Below are 21,933 nucleotides of genomic sequence, written 5' to 3'. Positions count from 1 at the left end.
GCCCCCTCATGAAAGAGAAACCAAGCGAGTGGGTATCCATCTCTGACCTGATGGCTGGCGTAATGGCAGTGGTAATGCTGCTACTGGTGATGTCGGTATTGCAGAATCAATTTGCCGAACTCAAGCGCCAGGAAGAGCAAAACCAAGCGGGGGTGACTGAGCAGGAAAAGGTCACCGGTCTATTGCAGGAGATGAAAGCCGCCCTGGACGCACAGGGCGACTCCGGGTTGGTTTCGTTCGACCTCGCCGGCAACAAGATGACCCTGGGGGACAAGATGTTCGCCCGAGGCAGCGCGTGCCTGACGGATGAGGCCAAGCGCGAACTTCGCCTCGTCAGCCCCCGCATCGCCACCTTCTTTGGCAGTTCGGGTGACGCCCAGATACTGGTGGAGGGGCATACCGACAATACACAGGTCGCACGCCCGGTGACTGACTTCGTCAAGTTCTGCACGGTCTACGACGACAACTTCACACTGTCTGCCGCAAGGGCCAGAGAGGCACGCAAGTTGATCATCGAACTCCTTGAACCAGGGCAGGCCAAGCGCGTCATCGTTGCCGGCTACGGGGATTCGCAGCCGCTGCCAGAACTTGATCCGGCGGACGAACACAATCGGCGCGTAGAAGTGCAGTTTGTGAATCGCCGGGATTCGAACAAGCGCATTTGAATCGGCCGCCGCGCCGCTGACAGACACTCTCTGTTGGCGACGCGGCACACCGCTGATCAGGAAAGCTAAGCGGTGCGGGCCTGGTAGGCGCCGATAAACTCATTGCCCCGCATCTCTACCGTCAACACGACCGGCGATTGCTGTTCAACCAGCAATTGCTGCATCTGCCCGATCTCGCTGATTGCGCCCGCCATAAACAACGGTAGCGTCTCCTCCTCCCACTCTCTTAACGACAGGCGATTCGCCTGGATCGTGGATTGAGAATCCAGGTAAGAGGAGAGATTTTTCGCCCGCGTCTCTACGGCGTCTTTGAAGCCAGACAAGTGCCCGTTCTCTCCCAGAAACTGACTCGTCACACGGCTCAGCGTCGTTTGACGTCGCTGAACCAGAGCGCTTTCGCCAGGAAATGAGGCCAGCAGTCGGCACGCCGCTAACCGGGTTCCCATACACAGTTTCCACTCTTCTGCGCGGGCGTCTGATTTGCTCTGCATCACTTTCAATGCAGCAGTCAATCCAGCCGTGGTTTCAAACATGCCGGGCGCTTTGTGCTCCGCCGCTTCCTTGGCCAGTGTGACCAGTTCGCCTTCCAACTGATTGTGGATCGAGCCCAGGTCCAACTCGATGTCTTCCAGCTTCTGCCTGATCGCCGGGCTCAACTCACCGGCCAGAACCAGCGGTGCAACCTGCGTCAGGTAATTCAAAGCGCCTTTGACAATGGACTTGCGTCCCTCGACCAAGAACGTCGAGATACCCTCGACGCCCGCCTGAATCTCACTCAACTTGGCGCTAATGTCGGCCAGGTGCTTTTGAGCCACCACGGCGGACGCGATCTGGAACATTGCCGCAGAACTGACCAGTTGCTGAAGCTTTTCAGGCTCAAACAATCTCGCATGTTCCTTGATATCTCCGCCTTGTCTCGAGAAGGCTCGGAAGCCGTTGCCATCCGCAGCCGCCGCGAGAGGACCGTCGATCACCACTTGCATGTATCGAGACTGGGCAACATCGTTCGCGACAATCAGATTGGGGAGTGTTTGCAGCAATGGACCCAAACGATCGATGCCCAAACGGGCCGCATCAACCTTTTCAACGCCGGCGGGAATGACCTGCTGCGCGGCCAACGTAACGCTCATCAACGGCTTTTCGGCGGACTTACCGATCAACCAGGTTGGCAGGTCGTTGCCTCCAGTGTTTGGCTGCGTGAGGTTGTTTTCCATGACAGGCTCCAGATTCAAATGAGAGGGTTCATTGCGCCAGGCCTGCCCCGCATTCGCTGCAGAATTTACTGGTTTTAGGGGTGGGAACCTCACAGGACGGGCAAGTGACCAACGCGCTTTTTTGCCGAATGTAGGCGATCTGCACAACACAAGGCACCGTCACTCGATAGGCCTGACTCGTCAGTGTTTGAGCGCCGGCAATACCCGACAACGCTACGCCAATCGGACCGAAGGCCAGCCCCGCAGCACGACCCGCTACCAAGGTGGTGCCGGCGGCCAACGCACCACCCATTGCCAACCGTGCAAACGCGCCGGTGGCCAGAAGAGCGGCCTGTATGGCAGCAGGGCCACCGCGCCGTATCGCGGCCTGAATAGCAGCGTATGAAACGCCCAAGGGGCCCGTTTCATTTTGAAAGCCCTTGGAAAAGTCGGCCTGTTCCTGCGCCGACATTTTCTCCCAGGCATCGGACAGCAGCTTCTCCAACACCTTGAGCTCCATGCTCGCAACCGGTTCATTCTTGCCGCCAGTACCGCCCACATGACTGAGCACATCGGCGACGATCTCGGCATAGGGAACACCGTTGCGGCGGAACAGGTTGACGAAGCTATTACCGCCAAAATGTTGCAGCTCGCGAATCAGCAGGAGCAACACACCCCTGGAGAACTTGTTCTTCTTCTTTGCCGACTCCAGCGCTTCGCGTACCTCGCTGGCCATCGCCAGCCGCCCCTTGCCAGAGTCGGTCAGGAAATCGACCAGCACGATTACATCGACTGGATCTGCATCGATAAGCATCTGCAGCAGATCACTGTCCCCATTGATATCAATCTCGCTTTCCATCAACCATCCCCTGGAGTCCGTTCATGCAAGCCGCAATCAGCGGCCGATTTATCCCTAGCTTATCCGCAGCGCGTGGGAAAACTTTAGCCCACGGCCACGCACGCATAACGGTATACGACCTCTACATGACCACTATGAGGATTGCTGGAAACCCAGATTGCGCAGACAAACGTGAAGGGCCTGGGTTTTATCGGTATGGATAGGTTCTCCTGATAATAATGCCGCGAACTATTCTGTGACCGGAATCAGCGCTTGCAGCAATTCCAGCTTTCGCTGCAACTGCGCGACATGCTCTCGCTCCGCCCGCAACGCCGACCGCAGCTCGCGGTTTTCCACTTCCCAGATCTGTGCCCAACGCAAATCCTTCTGATAATGGGCAACCATTTTCCAAAGCTCGCTCAACTTCAAACAGTGCTGTATCAGCACCAGCAGGATGACTCCCATCGCCACCAGTGCCCCCGTCGAAACCACTTCCGACATACTCATGTTTACGTCCTTTCCTGTCTTCGATAAATGCCGCTGACAGACAAACGATATGTAGTGATTCACGACAGGTCTAGAATGTAGACTTATACAGGTAAAGTATTCACACACATGGAGCGGGTATGAAACGCAAGCAATCCATCGAACAAGTGCGCTGGGATCTGGCACTTCGCTATCGCTTGATCGAGACAGTCGCCTGGTGGGAAGGCCGGCTGACCACGGGCCACTTGATCCAGAGCTTCGGCATCAGCCGCCAGCAAGCCTCCAAGGACATCAACACCTACATAAACGAACATGCGCCCCGAAACTTGACATATGACAAGCAGCGCAAAGGCTACGTACCCAGCAAACAGTTCAAACCGCTGTTCATCGATGACAGCGCCAGCGCCTACCTGCACCTGCTTTACCAGAACAACGAACGGGCGCCGCACATCGACGGGCTCGCCCTGGCCTATGCGCATACCAAGGTGCTCGAAGTGCCGGACCGGCCCATTCGGCCCGAAGTCCTGCGCCCATTGCTCGCGGCCTGTCGCGACGGTTTGCGCCTGGAAACCGAGTACGTTTCGCTCAACACCCCAAACGTGGAAATCCGCCTGATTGCCCCGCACACCCTGGTGTACACCGGCATGCGCTGGCATGTACGCGCCTATTGCGAGAAGAACCGCCAGTACCGGGATTTTGTGTTGAGTCGCCTGCGAGGTGAGCCCGACCTGCTTGACGCGTCACAGAACACCCGGGAGCTGGACGAGGACTGGAATACCGAAGTACCGATCATCTTTACCCCCGATGGCCGCTTAAACGCCGCGCAGCAGGCAATCATCGAAACCGACTTCGGCATGACGGATGGGCAACTGGTGGTCGCCAGCCGCAAAGCACTGGTGAAGTATGTATTGCGCCGCTATCAGGTCGACCCGAGAAACCAGGCGACCAACCCGGAGGCCCAGCAGATCGTAGTCAGCAATATCAAGGAGCTACGGCCGTGGCTCATGCATGATTGAATGTGCGTTCACAGATTGACGCCCTGAGCCCCCAATCCCCCCTCAGCCCCCCTCTTCACCCTTGCCCAGGACATCTCCCCCGAAACCCTGCTGATCCAGGCCAGCGAAACCCTCGCCTCACTCAACGCCATGACCACCGACCTGGCCTTCGAGCTCGAAGGCGCCAACCGTCACAAACTACTGGCCACCCAACAATTGATCGTACTGGGTGAACTGTTGGTCGAGCGAGTGCTGGTACCCACCCAGGACGCGCAAACATTCCAGTAACAAAAATGGCCGAGGCGCTTTCAGCGTCTCGGCCATTTTATTGTCATTCACCGTAATACGCCGAGTCATAGAAGCCGATCAGCGTGGCCGACCGCATCGAGTGCTTCGAGCACCAGCAAACAGGTTTCCAATCTTAATCATTCTCAACACTCAAACTAGCAAGTTAGCCAACTAACTATTTTCAAACACCCACCTGAATAGTTGATCATCCGCGCCGCCATCGCTTTAACGATAAACCCGAAAATTATTTCTCCTTCACATATATTTTACATTCCCTTACATATGCTAGTGTCATTACAACATCAACGCTGTTCCAACCAGAATCAAGGGGTGTGTATGGCAGGTGTAATGGCATCCGTTAACAGCCGTACACAACTGGTCGGCCAGAACAGGCTGGAATTATTGCTATTCCGCTTCAACGACCAACAGCTGTACGGAATCAACGTCTTTAAAGTTCGGGAAGTTATCCGCTGCCCCAAGTTATCTCTACTACCAAAGTCTAATAACAACATTTGTGGCGTTGCCAATATACGCGGCGCTTGCATTCCCATTCTAGACCTCGCGATGGCAACGGGGCTGCCCGGGATCACGGATAAAGAAAGCGCCTTTATTATACTTACGGAGTACAACAACCGCGTTCAGGGTTTTCTGGTGTATGCGGTTGAACACATCGTCAATTTGAACTGGGAAGACATTCATCCGCCCCCCAAGGGCAGCGGCGACAACAATTACCTGACGGCCGTTACCCGTGCCGATGATCGTCTGGTCGAAATCATCGACGTGGAAAAGGTGCTGACGGAAATCTCGCCCTCGTCCGAGGAAATATCCGTCGGCGTGGTGGATGAAGCCGTCACCCAACAGGCCAGGCATCTGCGTGTGCTGACCGTGGACGACTCGATGGTGGCGCGTAAACAGGTGACCCGCTGCCTGGAGACGGTAGGCGTCGAGGTGGTCGCCTTGAACGATGGGCGCCAGGCGCTGGATTACCTTCGGGCCATGCTCGAGGAGGGGCGCAACCCGCACGAGGAGTTCCTGATGATGATTTCAGACATCGAAATGCCGGAAATGGACGGTTACACCCTGACCGCCGAAATCCGCGGCGACCCGCGCATGGCCAAGTTGCATATCGTACTGCACACCTCCCTGTCGGGCGGTTTCAACCAGGCCATGGTCAAGAAAGTCGGGGCCGATGACTTCCTGGCGAAGTTTCGCCCGGATGACCTGGCAGGCCGCGTAGTCGCGCGTATCAAGGCCGCGAGCCCGATCTGAAAGGTAAGACAACACTGCTCAAGCCAGGGAGGCTGATGAGACACGTATAAGAAGAACATCAACAGAGGGCATACCATGTTGAAGTGCAATGAACTCAATCTGCAGGCGCCTGACGGCGAGGCAAAGCCCTTCTGGCGGGACGGTGCACCCTCAGAGGGGCCGTGCGCCCTGGGCTGCGGCACCCAGCCTGCCACCCAGGCCCCGACAGCTGCGCCAGCCGTTCCCGTCGTCCCCAGATCCATGCAAGACGAGTTGGTCGCCGCACAGGAAATCTGTAGCCGCGCCAAGACCGCCGTTGTCGAAATGTTCGGCCATGCCCGCATGGGCCGGGCCCTGGAGCTTGAAGACGTCAGTGCACTGGTGGACGACATTTCGAGCTCGATCGCCCGCCATCCCAACGCCTTTATCAGCCTGGCACGCCTTAAAAGCATCGACGACTACACCTACATGCATTCGGTCGCCGTGTGTGCGTTGATGATTGCCCTGGGCAATCAATTGGGCCTGTCCTCCGCACTGATTCGTCGGGTCGGGATGGCCGGGTTGCTGCACGACATCGGCAAAATGGCCATACCAGGTGCCATCCTCAACAAGCCTGGCCGGTTGAGCAGTGACGAATTGCAGTTGGTGCGCACCCATCCACGGGAGGGGGAGAAAACCCTGCTGGCGGCCTCGCAGATGTGCGAAATGGTCGTGGATGTGTGCCTGCATCACCACGAAAAGTTCGACGGTAGCGGCTACCCCCATCAATTGGCGGGTGACCAGATCAGCCTGGTGGCCCGGATGGCTGCGGTATGCGATGTCTACGATGCAATCACCTCGGACCGTTCCTACAACCAGGGCTGGGACCCCGCCGTCGCCATCCAGCAAATGTCCACATGGGACGGACACTTTGATGACGAAGTATTTCGTGCATTTTTGAAGTCCGTGGGTATTTACCCGGTCGGTTCTATTGTTCAATTGAAAAGTGGCAGTATCGGTGTCGTCATAGAGCAACATCCCGGCTCTTTATTGATGCCAAAAATCAAAGTGTTTTTCCTGCCCGTTCTAAATATCTATGTAACGCCGAAAATAATAGACCTGAGTGATCCCGCACAATCCGATCGAATTGTCGCGAGAGTACCGCCCCAGCGTTACGGTTTTAAAAACACCGAGCATTTATGGCTCGATGAAGAGATGCCAAAAGAGCATTAAGCAAACTCAGCGCTGTACCGCATGCATATGCCTAAGCAGCCAATGATAGAACACTATGCCTTGCGCCAAGAAAGTACCGGAATGTCGACATTCGATGATGTTGGCAACTATTAGCATGGGCAGGAAACATCATGAAATTCAACTCATTGCAGACTCGAATCTGTTTCACCGCCGGGCTCTGCCTGTTTATCTCTTGCGCGAGCCTGGTGTTATATGGCCTGTATTCCTCGAATGCCAACCAGGCTTTTGTGGGTGCTGAAGTTTCAACCCTGATTGAAAGCGCCACCATCCGCGAAGTGCAAAACCTGGCTGAGTCGCGTGCCAATGCCATCCAGGCAAAACTGCAGAACGCCTTGGACTCGGCACGCACATTGGCCAATACCCTGAGAGCGAGTAAAAGTGCCCAGAGCCCGCTGAGCCTGGGCCGCGAGCAGATCAATACGATGCTGCTCAGCGTGCTCAAGGACAACCCCGACTTCAACGGCACGTATTCATGCTGGGAGCCGGACGCGCTGGACGGCCAGGACCAAGCCTTTCGTATCAATGAAGGCGGTAACAACCCGTTGACGGGCCGCTTCACGCCTTACTGGACACGCAGTTCAGACGGCCATATCGCCGTGCAACCGCTGGTTGAGTACGATTCCGATGCCCGCCACCCCAATGGTGTGCTGAAGGGCGGCTGGTATTCCGGCCCGCGGGACACCCAGAAAGAAAGCGTGCTGGACCCACTTCCCTACGTGGTGCAAGGCAAAAATGTGTGGTTGACCACGCTGTCGGTACCTATCACCGCCAATGGCAAGTTCTACGGCGTGGTCGGTGCAGACTTCGACATTTCGTTTATCCAGAAACTCAGCGAGCAAATGTCCGCCGACCTGTATGGCGGCAAAGGCTCCGTGTCGATCCTGAGCAATCAAGGGTTGGTGGTGGCCGACAGTAAACGCCCGGAACTCATTGGCCAGTCATTGAAAGCGTTGTTGCCCGGCTCTTGGGAGAACGTGTTGAGCAATGTACAGAAGGGTCAGGGAGACAGCCGGTTCAACCCGGATTCCCAGGAAATCGAAGTGCAGATGCCGATCAACCTGGGCCGCACCGGCAAGCCCTGGGCGATCGTGATCCATCTGCCCAAGGCGGTGGTCATGAGCCAGGCCATTGCCCTGGAGCAGGAACTGCAGTCACGCGGCGTCAAGAGCAGCATCTGGCAGGTCTCGGTCGGCGTGGGTATCTCCTTGCTGGCATTGCTGGCGCTGTGGTTCGCCACGGCGAAAATCGTCGGTCCGATTCGTGAAGCCGCCGCCCTGGCCGCCAACATCAGCCTGGGTGATTTCTCGCGTCGGCTGGTGCAAAAATCTGAAGATGAAGTGGGCCAGTTGTCCTTTGCCTTGAACGATATGTCGGAAAGCCTGCAACGCCAGGTGCGCGTGGCCGAGCGAATTTCCGAAGGGGACCTGGATCTGGAAGTGCGCCTGTCCTCGCCCAATGACACCCTAGGCAAGTCGTTGGAAAAAATGGTCGGCAACCTGAACACCTTGATTTCCCAGGTGCAGGCCAGCGCCACGCAAATCACCGGCAGTTCCGCGCAGGTCACCGAGTTGAGCCAGTCGCTGTCCGACGGCGCGTCCAATTCTGCCTCGTCCATCACTGAAATCAGTGCGGTGATGACCCAGATGGCAGCGCAAACCACCGACAACGCCGCCAATGCGAAAAAGGCCGACGAGCAATCCCAGGCTTCCCGCGCCGACGCCGGGGAAAGTGACAAGTTGATGAGTGAATTGATCGCCGCCATGGCGGAGATCGACAACTCGGGCAAAGACATCACGGCCATTATCACCACCATCGACAACATCGCCGCTCAAACCAATCTGCTGGCGCTGAACGCGGCCATCGAGGCCGCCCGTGCCGGCGAACTGGGCCGTGGCTTTGCAGTGGTCGCCGATGAGGTCAGGAGCCTCGCCGCCCGCAGCGCCGAAGCCGCCCAGCAAACGGCCGCGCTGATTGCAGATTCCTCGACCAAGACCCAGCGCGGCATGATCATCGCCGGCCGCACAGCCGACTCGTTGAGAAATATCGTTACCGGCACCAGCACGGTGTCCAGCCTGGTGTCGTTGATCTACCAAGCCTCCAGTGAACAGGCTTCCGGCCTGCAGCAGGCGAGCATCGGCCTGGAGCAGATCGACGAAGTCACCCAGCAGAATCAGGTCAACTCCCAACAATGCGCGGTGGCGGCCAAGAACCTGTCGGAACGGGCCAGTTCCATGCAACAGGGCCTGAGCCGCTTCAAAGTCAAAGCCTCGTAATGCCTCACGCGAAGCCAGGGGGAACATCAACCTCCTGGCCCAGCGATATAAACCCACTCCCATTCATGAAATATTAAGAATCGCCTCCCTATACTCACCGATTGCGAGCCGTTCCCCCGAACGGCCTTCTGCCTCGGTAGCCAGACTCCATGACGCGCCCCGCTCCCCTGCTGCTCCTGCTTGCTGCTCTGTTGTTCTTCTTTGCCCTGGGTAACCACGAACTGCAAGGCTCCACCGAGGCCCGTGTCGCGGGGATCGCCATGGCCATGCACCTGGACAATGACTGGGTCGTGCCGCAACTGTTTCGTGAACCCTTCCTGGAAAAACCGCCCCTGAGCCTGTGGCTGGACGCCGGAGCGATTCGCCTGTTCGGCGGCACGCCTGGGGCGGTCCGCCTGGCCTCGGCATTTGCCGGTCTGTTCAGCGTGATGCTGTTCTATGCCATGCTGCGCCGGTTCGGGCGCCCGAAAACATTGGCCCTCAGTGCGGCGCTGATCCTGGCGACCATGGCCAGCTACTGGAGCAATGTGCGTGGCGTGGGGGAAGACTCACTGCTCAGCCTCGGCGTGACCACCGCGCTGCTGGCGTTCTACCAGGCGATGCGGCCTGAGTCCGAGCGCCAAGGCTCGACGACCTGGGCCTGGGCGCTGTTTACCGCCGGCATGGTGATCGCCACCTTGAGCAAAGGCGTACTGGGCCTGGCGATGCCGGGCATCGTGATTTTCGTGTACCTGGCCAGCACCAGCCTGATGGACAAGCGCCTGCGCCTCGCCGACTGGCTCAAGCCGGCGCTGTTCACCCTGTTGGCATTGGTGCCGCTGGTGATCTGGTTGTGCTTCCTGTTCCAGCGCGGCGGGATGCAGGCCGTGGGCGAAGTACTGTGGACCAACAGCGTCGGGCGCTTCAGCGGCTCGTTCGTAGAGGCCGGGCATTACGAGCCGTTCTACTACTACATCGCCAAGCTGCCCGAGGCCTTCCTGCCGTGGAACATCCTGGTGTACCTGGGCCTGTGGCACTTCCGGAAAAGCCTGGTGCGTAACCGCTACCGCCTGTTTTTCAGCGTATGGCTGGTGGCGCAGTTCACCCTGCTGACGCTGGCCTCAAGCAAGCGCACGGTTTACTTGATGGCCCTGACACCGGCCGCCGCCGTACTGGCCGCCGAATACGCCCGGGTGTTGCTGGAATGGCTCAAGGACCACAAGCCGGCGCTGTACCGCTACCACCGGCATGTGATCGGCGGCGTCTTCAGCCTGCTCATCGCCTGCTATCTGGTGACCGCATTCTGGTTCGCGCCAAAAGCTGACGCGCGCCAGTCATTCGTACCGGTGATCAGTCAGGTCCAGGCACTGCAGGCGCAAGGCAAGGAAGTCGCGCTGTTCCAGCCCAACGAGCGGATCGCGGGGGCCGGCGTGTTCTATATGAAGAGTTACCTGAGGATCCTGCAGACGGAACCCGAACTGCACAGCTACCTTGCGGCCCAGCCCGGCAACGTTGCGCTGCTGGACCATACCAACGACTTGACCACCAAGGTCACGGTGATCAAGGAGATGGCCATCAACCGCCAGCCCTACTACTTCATCGAGCAGTAAGGCCAGCGCGGGGCATCAGTGCTTGGTGACCTTGTCCAGGTAACCCATGGCGAACGCCGAGATCACGAAGGTCATGTGAATGATCACGTACCACATCAGGTGTTGCGGATCGACGTTCTTGGCGTCCATGAAGATGCGCAACAAGTGGATGGAGGAAATCGCCACGATGGAGGCCGCCACTTTCATCTTCAGCGACGAAGAGTCCATGGTGCCCAGCCAGTTGAGCTTTTCCTTGTTTTCATCGATGTCCAGCTGCGAGACAAAGTTCTCGTAGCCGGAAATCATCACCATCACCAGCAAGCCGCCGACCAGGGCCATGTCGATCAACGACAGCAGCACCAGGATCAGCTCGGACTCGGCCATCGAGAACACGCTCGGCAGCAGGTGAATCACTTCCTGGAAGAATTTCAACGCCAGCGCCAGCAACCCGAGGGACAGGCCGAAATAGATAGGCGCCAGCAGCCAGCGCGAGGCGTACATAGCATTTTCGATAAAGCGTTCCATTGGATCTCACACAGCATGGCTAGAAATGGCGGCGAGTATACCAGCCGCTATAAGACACCTGTAACCACGAGAAAACTGACCTGGGCGGCATCTGTAAGAGAATTTTTCTGCTAGTGTCGAGCCCAATAACTCGGCTCGATGACGTCGGACAGGAAAAAACTCAGATGATGGATGTGCGATCCCCTTTGGCCAGCGTTGGCCTGTGCGCCGCCTTGTTGCTGGCCGGCGGCTGTTCCCCAAGCGATGAGCAGAAACAGGCCACCCTCGAAGAGAAAACCGCGAAGTTCGAGCAGTCCCTCGACAGCATCCAGGATCCGAAACTGCGCGACGCCATTGCCGACCTCGGCGGCTCGCTGCTGCTGCTGGAACGGGCGCGGGTCAAGCTCGCCACCAAGCCCATCGAGGCCGAATACGGCGAGGACACCCTCGCGCTGCTCAAGCACTACCCCACGCCGCAAGGGCTGGTGGACACCTACATCAATGGCTTGTTCGTACTGCGCAAAGCCTCACATTCCGACTACCTGACCGATCTGCAGCCGGTCTTCCCATTCAACTTCAATGTGCCGGACCAGTTCCCCTTCCCCCACGGCCTGGAATGGCAGTCCGTCACCTTGAGCAACAACAAGGTCGTGCCGTTCCAGCCGGAATGGTCCGAAACCGATCCCGGTATCCAGTTGAGCCCCAGCAGCTCCAACCTGACCAACCCGGATGACCTGACGGTCACCTACCCGTTTATCGATGGCATCGAGACGGAAAACAAAAGCCAGCCGCAACCCGTTCGCCTCAAAGGCGCAGTGGAAGTGATCGCACCGGGCAAAGTGCTGACCTTCGACTTGTCGAAAAAGGACGTGGGCCACAAACGCACCGAAGGCAATATCACCGTCAACCTGCTGCTCCTGGAAAAGAACTACGCCGAAATCGAACTGACCAACAGCCAACCACTGGCCACCGAAGTGGGTGACGAATCGCCTAACCCCTTGCTGGTACAGGCGCGGGACAGCACCGGGCAATTCCTCACACGCTCGGGTTCGATCAACGAAAGCAGCGCGCAAGTCGAGTTCTACCAGAAGCAGTTGGCCGAGATGCAAAAACAGAAGGCCTGGTCCGATGGGTTTGAAAAGCAACTGGTCGATGAGCAGAAAGCCTTCGAACACAAGCAGAGCAGCCATTACGCCAAGGTCTATTTCAATGGCCTGATCGACACCCTGCAGATCAATGTGCTGGATTTCTCCACGGCCACGGTCACCCGCAAGGACCTCGACCTGCCGGTCCTGCGCTTCGACAAGAACAGCCTGGAAAAAACCGTACAAGCCTTGCCCATGCCGGTCACCGTGTACGACGACGGCGCCGCCAGCTGGCTCAAGGACGCCTCGTTGACCGAGGAACAACTGAAGAACAGCGTCACCATCAGCCAGTCCGTCGAAGACGCCAGCGCCGCCCATATCGTGTTCGACCACCCATTCACCTTCAATGACGACTTGGTGGGCAGCGAGCGCAACAGCAGCGAATCACCGGTGACGTTCTTCACTGCCGATGAGAAAGGTGAACGCGGCGAGCCCATCGAATTGCCGACCGAGGCGTATGAATTGAACCCGGCCCGCGGCACCCTCACCTACGACCTCAACCTGTTCCCGGAAAACCCGGCGTTTGTGGTGGGTTCGATCCCGCTGTTCCTGGCGACTATCGAGAAAGGCGACATCGATGCGGCCAAGCTGCCCAAGGGGTTGTCGCTCAAAGACAACGCACTGATCGTCGACCAAAAGGAGTTCCCGGCCGACAGCTGGCGCTTCTATGCCAAGGACGCCAGCGGCAACTACCTCAAGGAAATCCTCGGCGTCAGCCATCGCGCCGAGGAATACGGCACGGCCTTGTTTGACGTGCATTACTTCTACGGCCAGCCGACGGCACTGGAAAGCTACCAGCGCACCGACCTGAGTACCGTGCAATACGGCTTTGAGGTCAAGCTGGACAAACCCGAGAGCAAATAACCGCGCCTACAGCGCCAGTTGCTCATGGCTGCCATTGAGCTGCCGCAGATGGGCCTGCATGTGCAGGCACCAGATCTGCGGGTCACCCGCCAGCTCATAGCCGTGCAGGGTCAGGCTGTCGACGATCGATTGCAGCATGCTTTCTGCCACGAAGGGCCCATGAAACGGGCCCTGGGACTTGATTGTGGAAGGCTGCTCACCCGTCATTCCGGCGGCAAACAACAAGGTCCACATCCCGTTATCCCCCGCGAGCGGGCGAACGGAACATTCGATTCGGGTAACCAGGCCGAAGCACTGGCGGGTAAGGCAAAGGTTGCGCGGCATGGCGGCGACCCTCGGTAGATCGGTGTTCAGCCTCAACCTATGGCGAGGCTGTTTCTATCCAGCGACTCCTGTGGATATCCCTACGCTCAGAATAGAATAAAAACACGACAAACCAAGGCTGTAGGGACCAACGGGCGTTGGCCCCTCAGAAGGACGTCAATTTAGTGACGCAACCAGATCCAAATGTGGGAGGGGGCTTGCTCCCGATGCAGTGTGCCAGTCGACATCTACATGACTGACCTATCGCAATCGGGAGCAAGCCCCCTCCCACATGTTTGATCCGGCCTGGCCTCAGAACTCAGGTGGGCTTGGCTTCGGCCAGCGCCTGCTGCGCCAGCTCCTTCTCCGCTTCCTTCAGGTCTTCCTCGCTGATCATCTCGGCAATCGCGCGCAAGCGCTCGACCACGCGGGCATTGACCGTGCCTTCCGGGAACTGCCCCTCGGCGTCCGGCTCACCGGCATCCTCGCCCACCAGAAGGCTCAATGCCTCGTCGGCCTGCCGCACCGCATAGATGTGGAATTGCCCGGCGCGCACGGCCTGCAACACCTTCTCATCCAGCATCAACGTGGCCACGTTGGCCTGGGGAATGATCGCCCCTTGCTCGCCGGTCAGACCGCGGGCTTCGCACAGGCGGAAGAAGCCTTCGATCTTCTCGTTGACCCCGCCCACGGCCTGCACCTCACCAAACTGGTTGATCGAACCGGTGATCGCAAAGCACTGCTTGAGCGGCGTCTTCGACAAGGCCGAGATCAACGTGCAGGCCTCGCCCAGGGACGCGCTGTCACCGTCCACGTAACCGTAGGACTGTTCCAGCGCGATACTCGCCGAGATCGCCAGCGGAAATTCCTGGGCATAGCGGCTGCCCAGGTAACCGGTGAGAATCATCACGCCTTTGGAGTGAATCGGCTGCCCGAGGTTAACTTCACGCTCGATGTCGACGATTCCGCTGCCGCCCGGGTACACCGTGGCGGAAATCCGCGCCGGCACACCGAACGCCGAGTCGCCGACCTCCAGCACCGTCAGCCCGTTGCACTTGCCGACCGCCGCGCCGGCGGTGTCGATCAGGATCACCCCGGCGAGCATATCGTCGAGAATCCGCGCCGACACACGCCCGGTGCGCGTGGCCTTGGCCTTCAGCGCGCGCTCGATATGGCCGGCATCGGTCATCTCATCGCCCGCCAGGTGCCGGATAAAGTCCGCTTCGCTGACCAGCTGGAACAAATCCCCAATACGCGCCGACAAACGGCCCTGGTGCTCCGCCAGCCGTGCGCTGTAGGTGGCCAGCCGCGCCACCGCGTCCGAAGTCAGCGGCGCCATGCCTTCTTCCGAAGTGCGGGTCTTGAGCAACTGGGCGAACTGCTCCAGGCTCTCGTCCACCATCGGGATGTCTTCGTCGAAATCCACCAGCACCCGGAACATCTCCTGGAAGTCCGGATCGGCGTCCTGCAGCGCGTAATACAACTGGCGCGAACCGATGATGATGACCTTGACCTGCAATGGGATCATCTGCGGGTTAAGGGTCACGGTGGCCAGGCGGCCCAGTTCGCCCAGGGGCGATTCCATCTTCAGCTTGCGCGACTGCAAGGAACGCTTGAGGGCGTCCCACACAAACGGCTCGCTGAGCATCTTCTCGGCTTCAAGAATCAGGAACCCGCCGTTGGCACGGTGCAAAGCGCCCGGGCGCAACTGGCGATAGGTGGTGTACAGCGCGCCCTGGTCGGTGCTGTATTCGATACGGCCGAACAGGTTGTCGTAGGTCGGGTGCGGTTCAAACACCACCGGCGCGCCACCGTTGACCGGATGGCCCACCACCAGGCTCGGGCAGTATTGCTCTTCGAGCAGCTTGCGGGCCTGGGCGTCGGTCTTGGCGTCGTCCACCAGTTGCTCGACCACGGTTTTCAGCAGGTACACCTGCATGGCCTGCAGGTAACCGCAGACACCGGCGTTCTCCGCGTACTTTTCCGACAGCGGTGCGAGCAAAGGCTGCAAGGCCAGGGTGATGGTTTCTTCGTTGAACTGACGCAGTTGGTTATTGGACTCGCGCTTCCACTGGGGCAGGCTGGCCAACTCCTCGTTGAGGCGTTCTTCCAGCTCGGAAATATCCGTGTGGAAACGCTCGCGATCCACTTCCGGCAGCTGGGAGAACTCGGCCTCATCCAGCGCCTTGCCGTCGAGCATCGGGGTGAAGGCGATGTTGGAACTGTCGCGGTACAGCGCCACGTCCTTTTCCAGGGCCAGGCGCTCGATCACGTCCAGGGCCTTGTCATAGCGCTGGTTGAAAGCGCGGTCGATGGCACTCTTGCGCTGTTGATAAGTCGGGTGTTCGAACACCGCCGGGAAGGTCGCGACGAGGTTGTCGACCAGGCCATTGATATCGGCAATGAACGCCGCCGCACCGCCGCCTGGCAATTCCAGGGCGCGGGGTTCGCGAGGCTCGTCAAAATTATTCACATAGACCCAGTCCGCCGGGGTCTGCAGGCGCTTGCCCTCGGCTTTCAGGTAGCGTTTGACGAACGAAAAGCGGCCGGTACCCGGCTCGCCCATGACAAATACGTTGTAACCGGGGCGCGGCATGGCCACGCCGAACTGCAACGCTTCAACCGCACGTTCCTGGCCAAGCACACCGCGAAAGGGCTCCAAATCATTGGTGGTCGAGAAGCTGAACTGTTCAGCGGAGAAAGGGCGAGTCAGCGCTTCGGGCGCTAGACGCAAGCTGGCAGCAACAGGATCAGGCATCGGGCTTCCTTACATCAGGCGGGGCAGATGACGGCATTCTGGCTCCCTGTTGCGCGCTCTGGCAAGGCGCGCCGTTGGGAAACCCTGGACACGGGAGGCGCCCTGCAAAAAAAATCGCGACATTGCTGATTGTTTTATAAAAACACACGGAACCCTTGGAACGTGCCTAAACTCCAAACTGCGCGGGTTGGACTAATAACCGATCCCTAGGGCGCTATGAAGTGCCTGAACCCTTGTCCATTGGTTTGCACACAAAGAGAACAAAGCTATGAAACGGATCCTTCTCGGTACTCTCTTCACCGTCGTCTCCCTCAATGCAATGGCTGAAGCACCAGGTGGCCCGAACTGCGGTTGGGGCAACATGTTGTTCGAAGGCCAGCGCGGTACTCCAGCTCACTTCCTGGCTTCCACCACCAACGGTACTTCGGGTAACGCCACCTTCGGCATGACCTCGGGCACCAACGGTTGCAGCACCAACAGCGCGCTGACCTACGGCGGCAAGTCCTGGATTGCCATGAATGGCATGATGAACGAGCTGTCCGAAGACATGGCCAAGGGTAATGGCGAAGCACTGACCACCTACGCCGTGGTACTGGGCGTTGCTCCGGAAGATCGCGAGCACTTCGCTGCCGTGGCTCACGAACACTTCCAGCAAATCTTCAGCAAGGCCGATGTGACCGCTGAAGACGTGCACAACAACACCCTGGCTGTACTGAAAGGCGATGCCCGTCTGGCGAAATACGCTACCCAGGCTTAAGCTCGTCCTGCCCGCGCCTACCCAGGCGCGGGTTTTATTTTTTGGACCCGCCTCTCCTTGGGTCTCTCTAATTTCCGACTTAAGTTGCCCCTATGCTCAAACGCTTTGCCTGGATGGCACTCTTTGCCTGCGCCCCGCTGTACGCGGCACCGCATCTTGATGATCAACGTTTGCAGCAACTGGCCAATGATCCGTTCTGGCTTTCTCTGGGCCATTACGAAGCCGGCAAAGTCAGTGGCTGGCGCAGCTATGTCAGTGAAAAGAAATTCTTCCTCGCCGCCGATGGCGCCCACCACCCGGATGCAGAACTCAAGGCCACCGTTGAAGCGCTTTACGCTCCGGCCAGCCTGGGTGAAAAACACGCCCAATGCGTTTACCCCGCACGTACCCGCTGGCTCAAGGATCAGTTGCACCTCACTGACCTGCCCGCCGTGGACTGCAAGGAATTCAAGCAATGGTTCAAGGACGTCGCCCCCCATAGCGCGGTGATGATCTTCCCGGCGGCCTACCTCAACAGTCCGTCGTCGATGTTCGGCCATACCCTGCTGCGTATCGACCAGGCCGACGTGCAGAGCAACAAGACTGCGCTGCTCAGCTACGCGATCAACTTCGGCGCCTACATCGAAGGCTCGGACAACAGCATCCTCTACGCATGGAAAGGCCTGATGGGCGGCTACCCCGGCCTGTTCGCCCTGGTGCCCTACCAGGAAAAACTCTCCGAATACCGTAGTCTCGAAAACCGCGACTTGTGGGAATACCGCCTCAACCTCACCCAGGTCGAGACCGAGCGCATGGTCGAACACGTGTGGGAGCTCAAGCAGATTCAGTTCGACTACTTCTTCTTCGATGAAAACTGCTCCTATCGCCTGTTGGAACTGCTGCAAGTGGCGCGCCCCGGCCTGCGCCTGACCGAGCAATTCCCGCTTACCGCGATCCCCACCGACACGGTCAAGGCCGTGAAGGACGCGGGCCTGGTGGAAAAGATCGACTACCGCCCCTCCCGCGAGCGCGAGTTGCTGGAGCGCGCCAAGCCGCTGAACAGCGACGAGCAACAATGGGTACTGAAGGTCAGCGACGACCAGCAGCAATTGCAGGCGCCAGCCTTCAAAGCGTTGCCTCGCGACCGCCAGGCCCTGATCATCGACGCCGCCTACCGCCTGGGCCGCTACCGTGCCAATGGCCTCGAGCGCGACACCGCGCGCTCCCAACGCAGCTTCGAACTGCTGCGCGCGATCAACCAGAACCCCGCGCCCGACCTGACGATCACGCCCCCCGGCCTGCCCGAAAACGGCCATGAGTCCCGCACCTGGCAAGCCGGCCTCGGCACCCGTGGCGACAAGGCCTTCGGCGAATACGGCCTGCGCATGGCCTACCACGACCTCAACGACAACGCCGAAGGCTTCCCCCTCGGCGCCCAGATCGAAATCCTGCAGATGAAACTGCGCCAGTACGAAGGCAACCACTGGCAACTGCAGCAACTGGACCTGGCCACCATCCGCTCCCTGACCCCGCGCAACGCCTTGCTGCAGCCGTGGTCCTGGCAAGTCACCGGTGGCCTGGAGCGGGTGCCCGGTAAACACGACGACGACACCCTGGTCGCCCACGTCAACGGCGGCGCCGGCGGCACCTGGCAACTGCGCGACGACATGCTCGGCTTCGCCCTCGGCACCGTGCGTGTGGAACACAACAACGACTTCAACGAAGCCATCTCCCCCGCTGCCGGGTTCAATACCGGCGTGCTGTGGAAAAACCCCCTGGGCAACTTGAGCCTGGAGGCTAAAGGAGACTTCTTCACCAATGGCGAGGTACGTCGCAGCCTCAGCCTGAACCAGCAGTGGGAACTGTCCCGCAACCTCGGCCTGCGCCTGAGTGCACAGCGCGAGTACAGCCACTTGTCGACGCCGGTGAATGAAGTGATGCTTGAGGTGAAGTGGTATCACTACTGACTAACACCTTTTGTCAGCATTGCCCGCACAATCAGGAGTTCACTCGACATGGCCGTTACCTGCACCACCCTTGAAGAAGTTCGAAACAACATCGACCGCCTCGACCAGCAAATCGTCACCCTGCTGGCCGAACGCGGCCGCTACGTCTCCCAGGCGGCACGCTTCAAAAAAGACACCGATGGCGTCAAGGCCCCGCAGCGGGTCGAGCAGGTGATCGCCAAGGTGCGGGATCTGGCGCAGACCGTGGGCGCCAACCCCGAGGTGACCGAGCAGGCCTATCGCGCAATGATCGCGGCGTTTATCCAGCAGGAATTGGCGGAACATGCGGCTCTGGCGACCAACCAGGCAACATAGGCCCTTGTGGTGAGGACGCCAACAGCTTCGGTGCCGACCGCTCGATCTCATCGTGCTCCACACCTTTCTCACACCCCTTTCACGCCTCCCCGACAAATCCCTATCTAGACTTCCCCTATCAGCCGTGAAACGGCCAGGGAGCAAGCAATGTGGCGGTATGCAGTAATGCTGTGTGCGGTGGTGTGGCTATCGGGTTGCCAGTCAACCCATCAGGAATTGCTGGCTCGGGGCTATCCGCCCGCCTTTGCCGATGGTTTTGACGATGGGTGCAGCAGCGGCCGCCAGGCGGCGGGGGTGATCACCGGGGTGTTTCGCAAAAACGTGCCGCGTTACCTGAAAGACCGGGTCTACGCCGAAGGCTGGGAGGATGGTTTTCGCCAGTGCAAGGCCATGCGCGAGAACGAGGAGCTGCGCGACTACAAGGACAATCACTGGGATGACCGTGAACGCGCCTGGCAACAGGAGAAGAACCGGGATGCTGCGCGGGCCTATCGCTCGCAATAGGTCGCTTTCAGACATTCATCGAAACTAAAGCGCGGCGAACATGGCCCAAGCTCCATAGAGGGAGAACGTCATGAGCCGAGCTTTTGTAAATGAGGACAACGCCGCCGCCCAGGCCGATCAGCCGGTGGAGCGCCAGGTCAGTGAGCAGCCCAATCGCCTGACCGCGCAAGGGTTGGCGCAATTGCAGGCCAAGGTTACGCAGCTACAAGCCGCGCACAGCGCCGAGTCCGCCAAGGGCGAACAGGCCGATAAGCAGCGCCAGGCCGACCTTGAGCGGGATTTGCGCTACTTCAACCAGCGCGTGCAAAGCGCCCAGGTGGTGGCGCCCGCTACGTCTACCGACAAGGTGCAGATCGGCAACTGGGTGACGTTCGCCAATGAGCATGACGAGCAGCAGCGCATTCAATTGGTCGGGGAAGACCAGGCCGATGCCGGCGCCGGCCTGATCAACTGGGGCTCGCCCCTGGGCCGTGCCTTGCTGGGCGCCCAGGTGGGGGACGAGGTACTGTGGAAGCGCCCCGTCGGCGACCAGTTGATCGAAGTGCTGCGCATCGAGGCCGAGGCCTAGACGATGCCTTGGGCCAGCATCGCGTCGGCAACCTTGACGAAGCCCGCAATGTTCGCGCCCTTCACGTAGTTGATCCGACCGTTCTCTTCACCGTAGTGCACACAGGCATGGTGGATCGACTGCATGATGTTGTGCAGCTTGCTGTCCACTTCACCGGCGGTCCACAACAGGCGCATGGCGTTCTGCGACATCTCCAGGCCGCTTACGGCGACGCCGCCGGCATTCGATGCCTTGCCCGGCGCAAACAGGATGCCCGCCTCGATAAAGATATCCACAGCCTCAAGGGTGGTCGGCATGTTGGCGCCTTCGGCCACGCAGATGCAGCCGTTGCGCAGCAGCGTGCGGGCCGCTTCGGCGTCGAGTTCGTTCTGGGTAGCGCATGGCAGGGCAATGTCGCAGGCCAGCTCCCAAGGGGTTTTGCCGGCGCGGAACTCCAGGCCGTAACGGCCGGCCAGTTCGCTGATGCGCCCGCGCTGCACGTTTTTCAGCTCCAGCAGCGCCGACCATTGTTCCTCGGTCAAGCCGCTTTCGGCGTAGAGCGTGCCTTCGGAGTCAGACAGGGAAATCACCTTGCCGCCCAGGTCCATGACCTTGCGCGCCGCGTATTGGGCGACGTTGCCGGAGCCGGAGACCGCGACACGCTTGCCTTCCACTCGCAGGCCGTCGCGCTTGAGCATTTCTTCGGCGAAGTACACACACCCGAACCCGGTGGCTTCCGGGCGGATCAGGCTGCCGCCGTAGGTCATGCCCTTGCCGGTCAGCACCGAGGTGAATTGGTTGCTCAGGCGCTTGTACTGGCCGAACAGGAAGCCAATCTCACGGGCGCCCACGCCGATGTCGCCGGCCGGCACGTCCACGTCTGCGCCGATATGGCGGTACAGCTCGCTCATGAACGCCTGGCAGAAGCGCATGACTTCGGCATCGCTCTTGCCTTTGGGATCAAAATCCGAGCCGCCCTTGCCGCCGCCCATGGGCAGCGAAGTCAGGGAATTCTTGAAGGTCTGCTCGAAGGCGAGGAATTTCAGCACCCCCAGGTTTACCGACGGGTGGAAACGCAGGCCGCCCTTGTAGGGGCCGATGGCGCTGTTCATCTGGATACGAAAGCCGCGGTTGACCTGGACCTTGCCGTGATCATCCACCCACGACACCCGAAAGGTAATCGCACGCTCCGGCTCGCAGATGCGCTCCAGGATGCCCGAGGCCAGGTAATGGGGATTGGCTTCAAGAAACGGCCACAGGCTGCGTAGGACTTCTTCTACGGCCTGGTGGAATTCCGGCTGGTCAGGGTCGCGTTTTTTCAGGCGGGCAAGGAAGGATTCGACGGATTCGATCATGAGAAGTCTCGGCAAATTGATTGTTTTTAAGTGAGATTGAGCCGGACTTTATCAATTCATGTCGCACCGCGACAGGGCAAAATGTCGCTTTTGTGAATTTAAATGGTGC

At 59.2% G+C, this 21,933-nt stretch carries 19 protein-coding genes and 2 pseudogenes; 14 read left to right on the top strand and 7 right to left on the bottom strand.

Annotation, left to right across the window (positions count from 1 at the left end; translation table 11 throughout):
• The first annotated feature begins 8 nt into the window (after nt 1–8).
• Nucleotides 9–665 (top strand): OmpA/MotB family protein, encoded by a 657-nt coding sequence (locus PspCFBP13509_RS10925; RefSeq protein ID WP_074847689.1) that lies wholly within the window; start codon nt 9–11, stop codon nt 663–665.
• Nucleotides 666–730: 65 nt separating this feature from the next.
• Here PspCFBP13509_RS10925 and PspCFBP13509_RS10920 read toward each other — a convergent pair whose 3' ends face one another.
• The 3 genes from PspCFBP13509_RS10920 to PspCFBP13509_RS10910 all read right to left on the bottom strand — a co-directional run bounded on the left by PspCFBP13509_RS10920 (nt 731) and on the right by PspCFBP13509_RS10910 (nt 3,203).
• Nucleotides 731–1,879, bottom strand: a complete 1,149-nt coding sequence (locus PspCFBP13509_RS10920; RefSeq protein ID WP_074847690.1) for a hypothetical protein — start codon at nt 1,877–1,879, stop codon at nt 731–733.
• A 28-nt stretch (nt 1,880–1,907) separates the two neighbouring features.
• On the bottom strand, nt 1,908–2,717 hold the full coding sequence (locus PspCFBP13509_RS10915) for a ubiquinol-cytochrome C chaperone family protein (RefSeq protein ID WP_074847691.1): 810 nt from the start codon (nt 2,715–2,717) through the stop codon (nt 1,908–1,910).
• 228 nt (nt 2,718–2,945) lie between these two features.
• The gene (locus PspCFBP13509_RS10910) at nt 2,946–3,203 is read right to left on the bottom strand and encodes a hypothetical protein (protein ID WP_074847692.1); all 258 of its coding nucleotides are present in this window, start codon (nt 3,201–3,203) and stop codon (nt 2,946–2,948) included.
• 119 nt (nt 3,204–3,322) lie between these two features.
• Here PspCFBP13509_RS10910 and PspCFBP13509_RS10905 point away from each other — a divergent pair, with 119 nt between their 5' ends.
• The 7 genes and pseudogenes from PspCFBP13509_RS10905 to PspCFBP13509_RS10880 all read left to right on the top strand — a co-directional run bounded on the left by PspCFBP13509_RS10905 (nt 3,323) and on the right by PspCFBP13509_RS10880 (nt 10,808).
• Complete coding sequence (locus PspCFBP13509_RS10905; protein WP_074847693.1) at nt 3,323–4,198, top strand: WYL domain-containing protein; 876 nt, start codon at nt 3,323–3,325, stop codon at nt 4,196–4,198.
• Between the two features lie 30 nt (nt 4,199–4,228).
• A pseudogene (locus PspCFBP13509_RS10900) lies at nt 4,229–4,465 on the top strand (DUF6124 family protein); the annotation flags it as partial.
• A 336-nt stretch (nt 4,466–4,801) separates the two neighbouring features.
• On the top strand, nt 4,802–5,734 hold the full coding sequence (locus PspCFBP13509_RS10895; RefSeq protein ID WP_137212021.1) for a chemotaxis protein CheV: 933 nt from the start codon (nt 4,802–4,804) through the stop codon (nt 5,732–5,734).
• 75 nt (nt 5,735–5,809) lie between these two features.
• A complete protein-coding gene (locus tag PspCFBP13509_RS10890; protein ID WP_137212020.1) occupies nt 5,810–6,925 on the top strand; it encodes an HD-GYP domain-containing protein in 1,116 nt (371 codons plus the stop codon).
• A 131-nt stretch (nt 6,926–7,056) separates the two neighbouring features.
• A pseudogene (locus PspCFBP13509_RS32140) lies at nt 7,057–8,319 on the top strand (PDC sensor domain-containing protein); the annotation flags it as partial.
• Nucleotides 8,314–9,219, top strand: a complete 906-nt coding sequence (locus PspCFBP13509_RS32135) for a methyl-accepting chemotaxis protein (protein ID WP_370737667.1) — start codon at nt 8,314–8,316, stop codon at nt 9,217–9,219. The pseudogene PspCFBP13509_RS32140 and the gene PspCFBP13509_RS32135, both read left to right, overlap by 6 nt.
• 149 nt (nt 9,220–9,368) lie before the next feature.
• Complete coding sequence (locus PspCFBP13509_RS10880) at nt 9,369–10,808, top strand: ArnT family glycosyltransferase (RefSeq protein WP_065925341.1); 1,440 nt, start codon at nt 9,369–9,371, stop codon at nt 10,806–10,808.
• A gap of 15 nt (nt 10,809–10,823) precedes the next feature.
• Here the strand turns inward: PspCFBP13509_RS10880 and PspCFBP13509_RS10875 are convergent, their stop codons facing one another.
• On the bottom strand, nt 10,824–11,312 hold the full coding sequence (locus PspCFBP13509_RS10875) for a TIGR00645 family protein (RefSeq protein WP_017253710.1): 489 nt from the start codon (nt 11,310–11,312) through the stop codon (nt 10,824–10,826).
• Between the two features lie 164 nt (nt 11,313–11,476).
• Between PspCFBP13509_RS10875 and PspCFBP13509_RS10870 the strand changes: the two genes are divergently transcribed.
• Nucleotides 11,477–13,300 (top strand): hypothetical protein, encoded by a 1,824-nt coding sequence (locus PspCFBP13509_RS10870; protein WP_137212018.1) that lies wholly within the window; start codon nt 11,477–11,479, stop codon nt 13,298–13,300.
• 6 nt (nt 13,301–13,306) lie between these two features.
• Here the strand turns inward: PspCFBP13509_RS10870 and PspCFBP13509_RS10865 are convergent, their stop codons facing one another.
• Nucleotides 13,307–13,624: a PA4575 family protein gene (locus PspCFBP13509_RS10865; protein ID WP_027605329.1), complete on the bottom strand. Its 318-nt coding sequence runs from the start codon at nt 13,622–13,624 to the stop codon at nt 13,307–13,309.
• 298 nt (nt 13,625–13,922) lie between these two features.
• Nucleotides 13,923–16,361 (bottom strand): Lon protease family protein, encoded by a 2,439-nt coding sequence (locus PspCFBP13509_RS10860; protein ID WP_065925342.1) that lies wholly within the window; start codon nt 16,359–16,361, stop codon nt 13,923–13,925.
• A gap of 268 nt (nt 16,362–16,629) precedes the next feature.
• Here PspCFBP13509_RS10860 and PspCFBP13509_RS10855 point away from each other — a divergent pair, with 268 nt between their 5' ends.
• The 5 genes from PspCFBP13509_RS10855 (at nt 16,630) to PspCFBP13509_RS10835 (ending at nt 20,490) form a co-directional block, all read left to right on the top strand.
• Complete coding sequence (locus PspCFBP13509_RS10855) at nt 16,630–17,118, top strand: DUF3015 domain-containing protein (protein WP_027605327.1); 489 nt, start codon at nt 16,630–16,632, stop codon at nt 17,116–17,118.
• A 92-nt stretch (nt 17,119–17,210) separates the two neighbouring features.
• Nucleotides 17,211–19,064 carry an Lnb N-terminal periplasmic domain-containing protein gene (locus tag PspCFBP13509_RS10850; protein ID WP_137212017.1) on the top strand — a complete coding sequence of 618 codons (1,854 nt, stop codon included), beginning with the start codon at nt 17,211–17,213 and terminating at the stop codon, nt 19,062–19,064.
• A 48-nt stretch (nt 19,065–19,112) separates the two neighbouring features.
• On the top strand, nt 19,113–19,418 hold the full coding sequence (locus PspCFBP13509_RS10845) for a chorismate mutase (RefSeq protein WP_137212016.1): 306 nt from the start codon (nt 19,113–19,115) through the stop codon (nt 19,416–19,418).
• A gap of 147 nt (nt 19,419–19,565) precedes the next feature.
• The gene (locus PspCFBP13509_RS10840; protein ID WP_065938304.1) at nt 19,566–19,922 is read left to right on the top strand and encodes a hypothetical protein; all 357 of its coding nucleotides are present in this window, start codon (nt 19,566–19,568) and stop codon (nt 19,920–19,922) included.
• A 70-nt stretch (nt 19,923–19,992) separates the two neighbouring features.
• On the top strand, nt 19,993–20,490 hold the full coding sequence (locus PspCFBP13509_RS10835) for a GreA/GreB family elongation factor (RefSeq protein ID WP_065925346.1): 498 nt from the start codon (nt 19,993–19,995) through the stop codon (nt 20,488–20,490).
• On the opposite strand, the gene gdhA is transcribed toward PspCFBP13509_RS10835, so the two are convergent.
• Nucleotides 20,487–21,824, bottom strand: a complete 1,338-nt coding sequence (gene gdhA / locus PspCFBP13509_RS10830) for an NADP-specific glutamate dehydrogenase (RefSeq protein ID WP_065938305.1) — start codon at nt 21,822–21,824, stop codon at nt 20,487–20,489. The two genes, PspCFBP13509_RS10835 and gdhA, sit on opposite strands and share 4 nt — an antisense overlap.
• Between the last annotated feature and the right edge of the window lie 109 nt (nt 21,825–21,933).

This window comes from Pseudomonas sp. CFBP13509 (assembly GCF_005233485.1).
Lineage (GTDB): Bacteria > Pseudomonadota > Gammaproteobacteria > Pseudomonadales > Pseudomonadaceae > Aquipseudomonas > Aquipseudomonas marginalis.
This window is presented reverse-complemented; position numbering and strand designations above follow the sequence as displayed.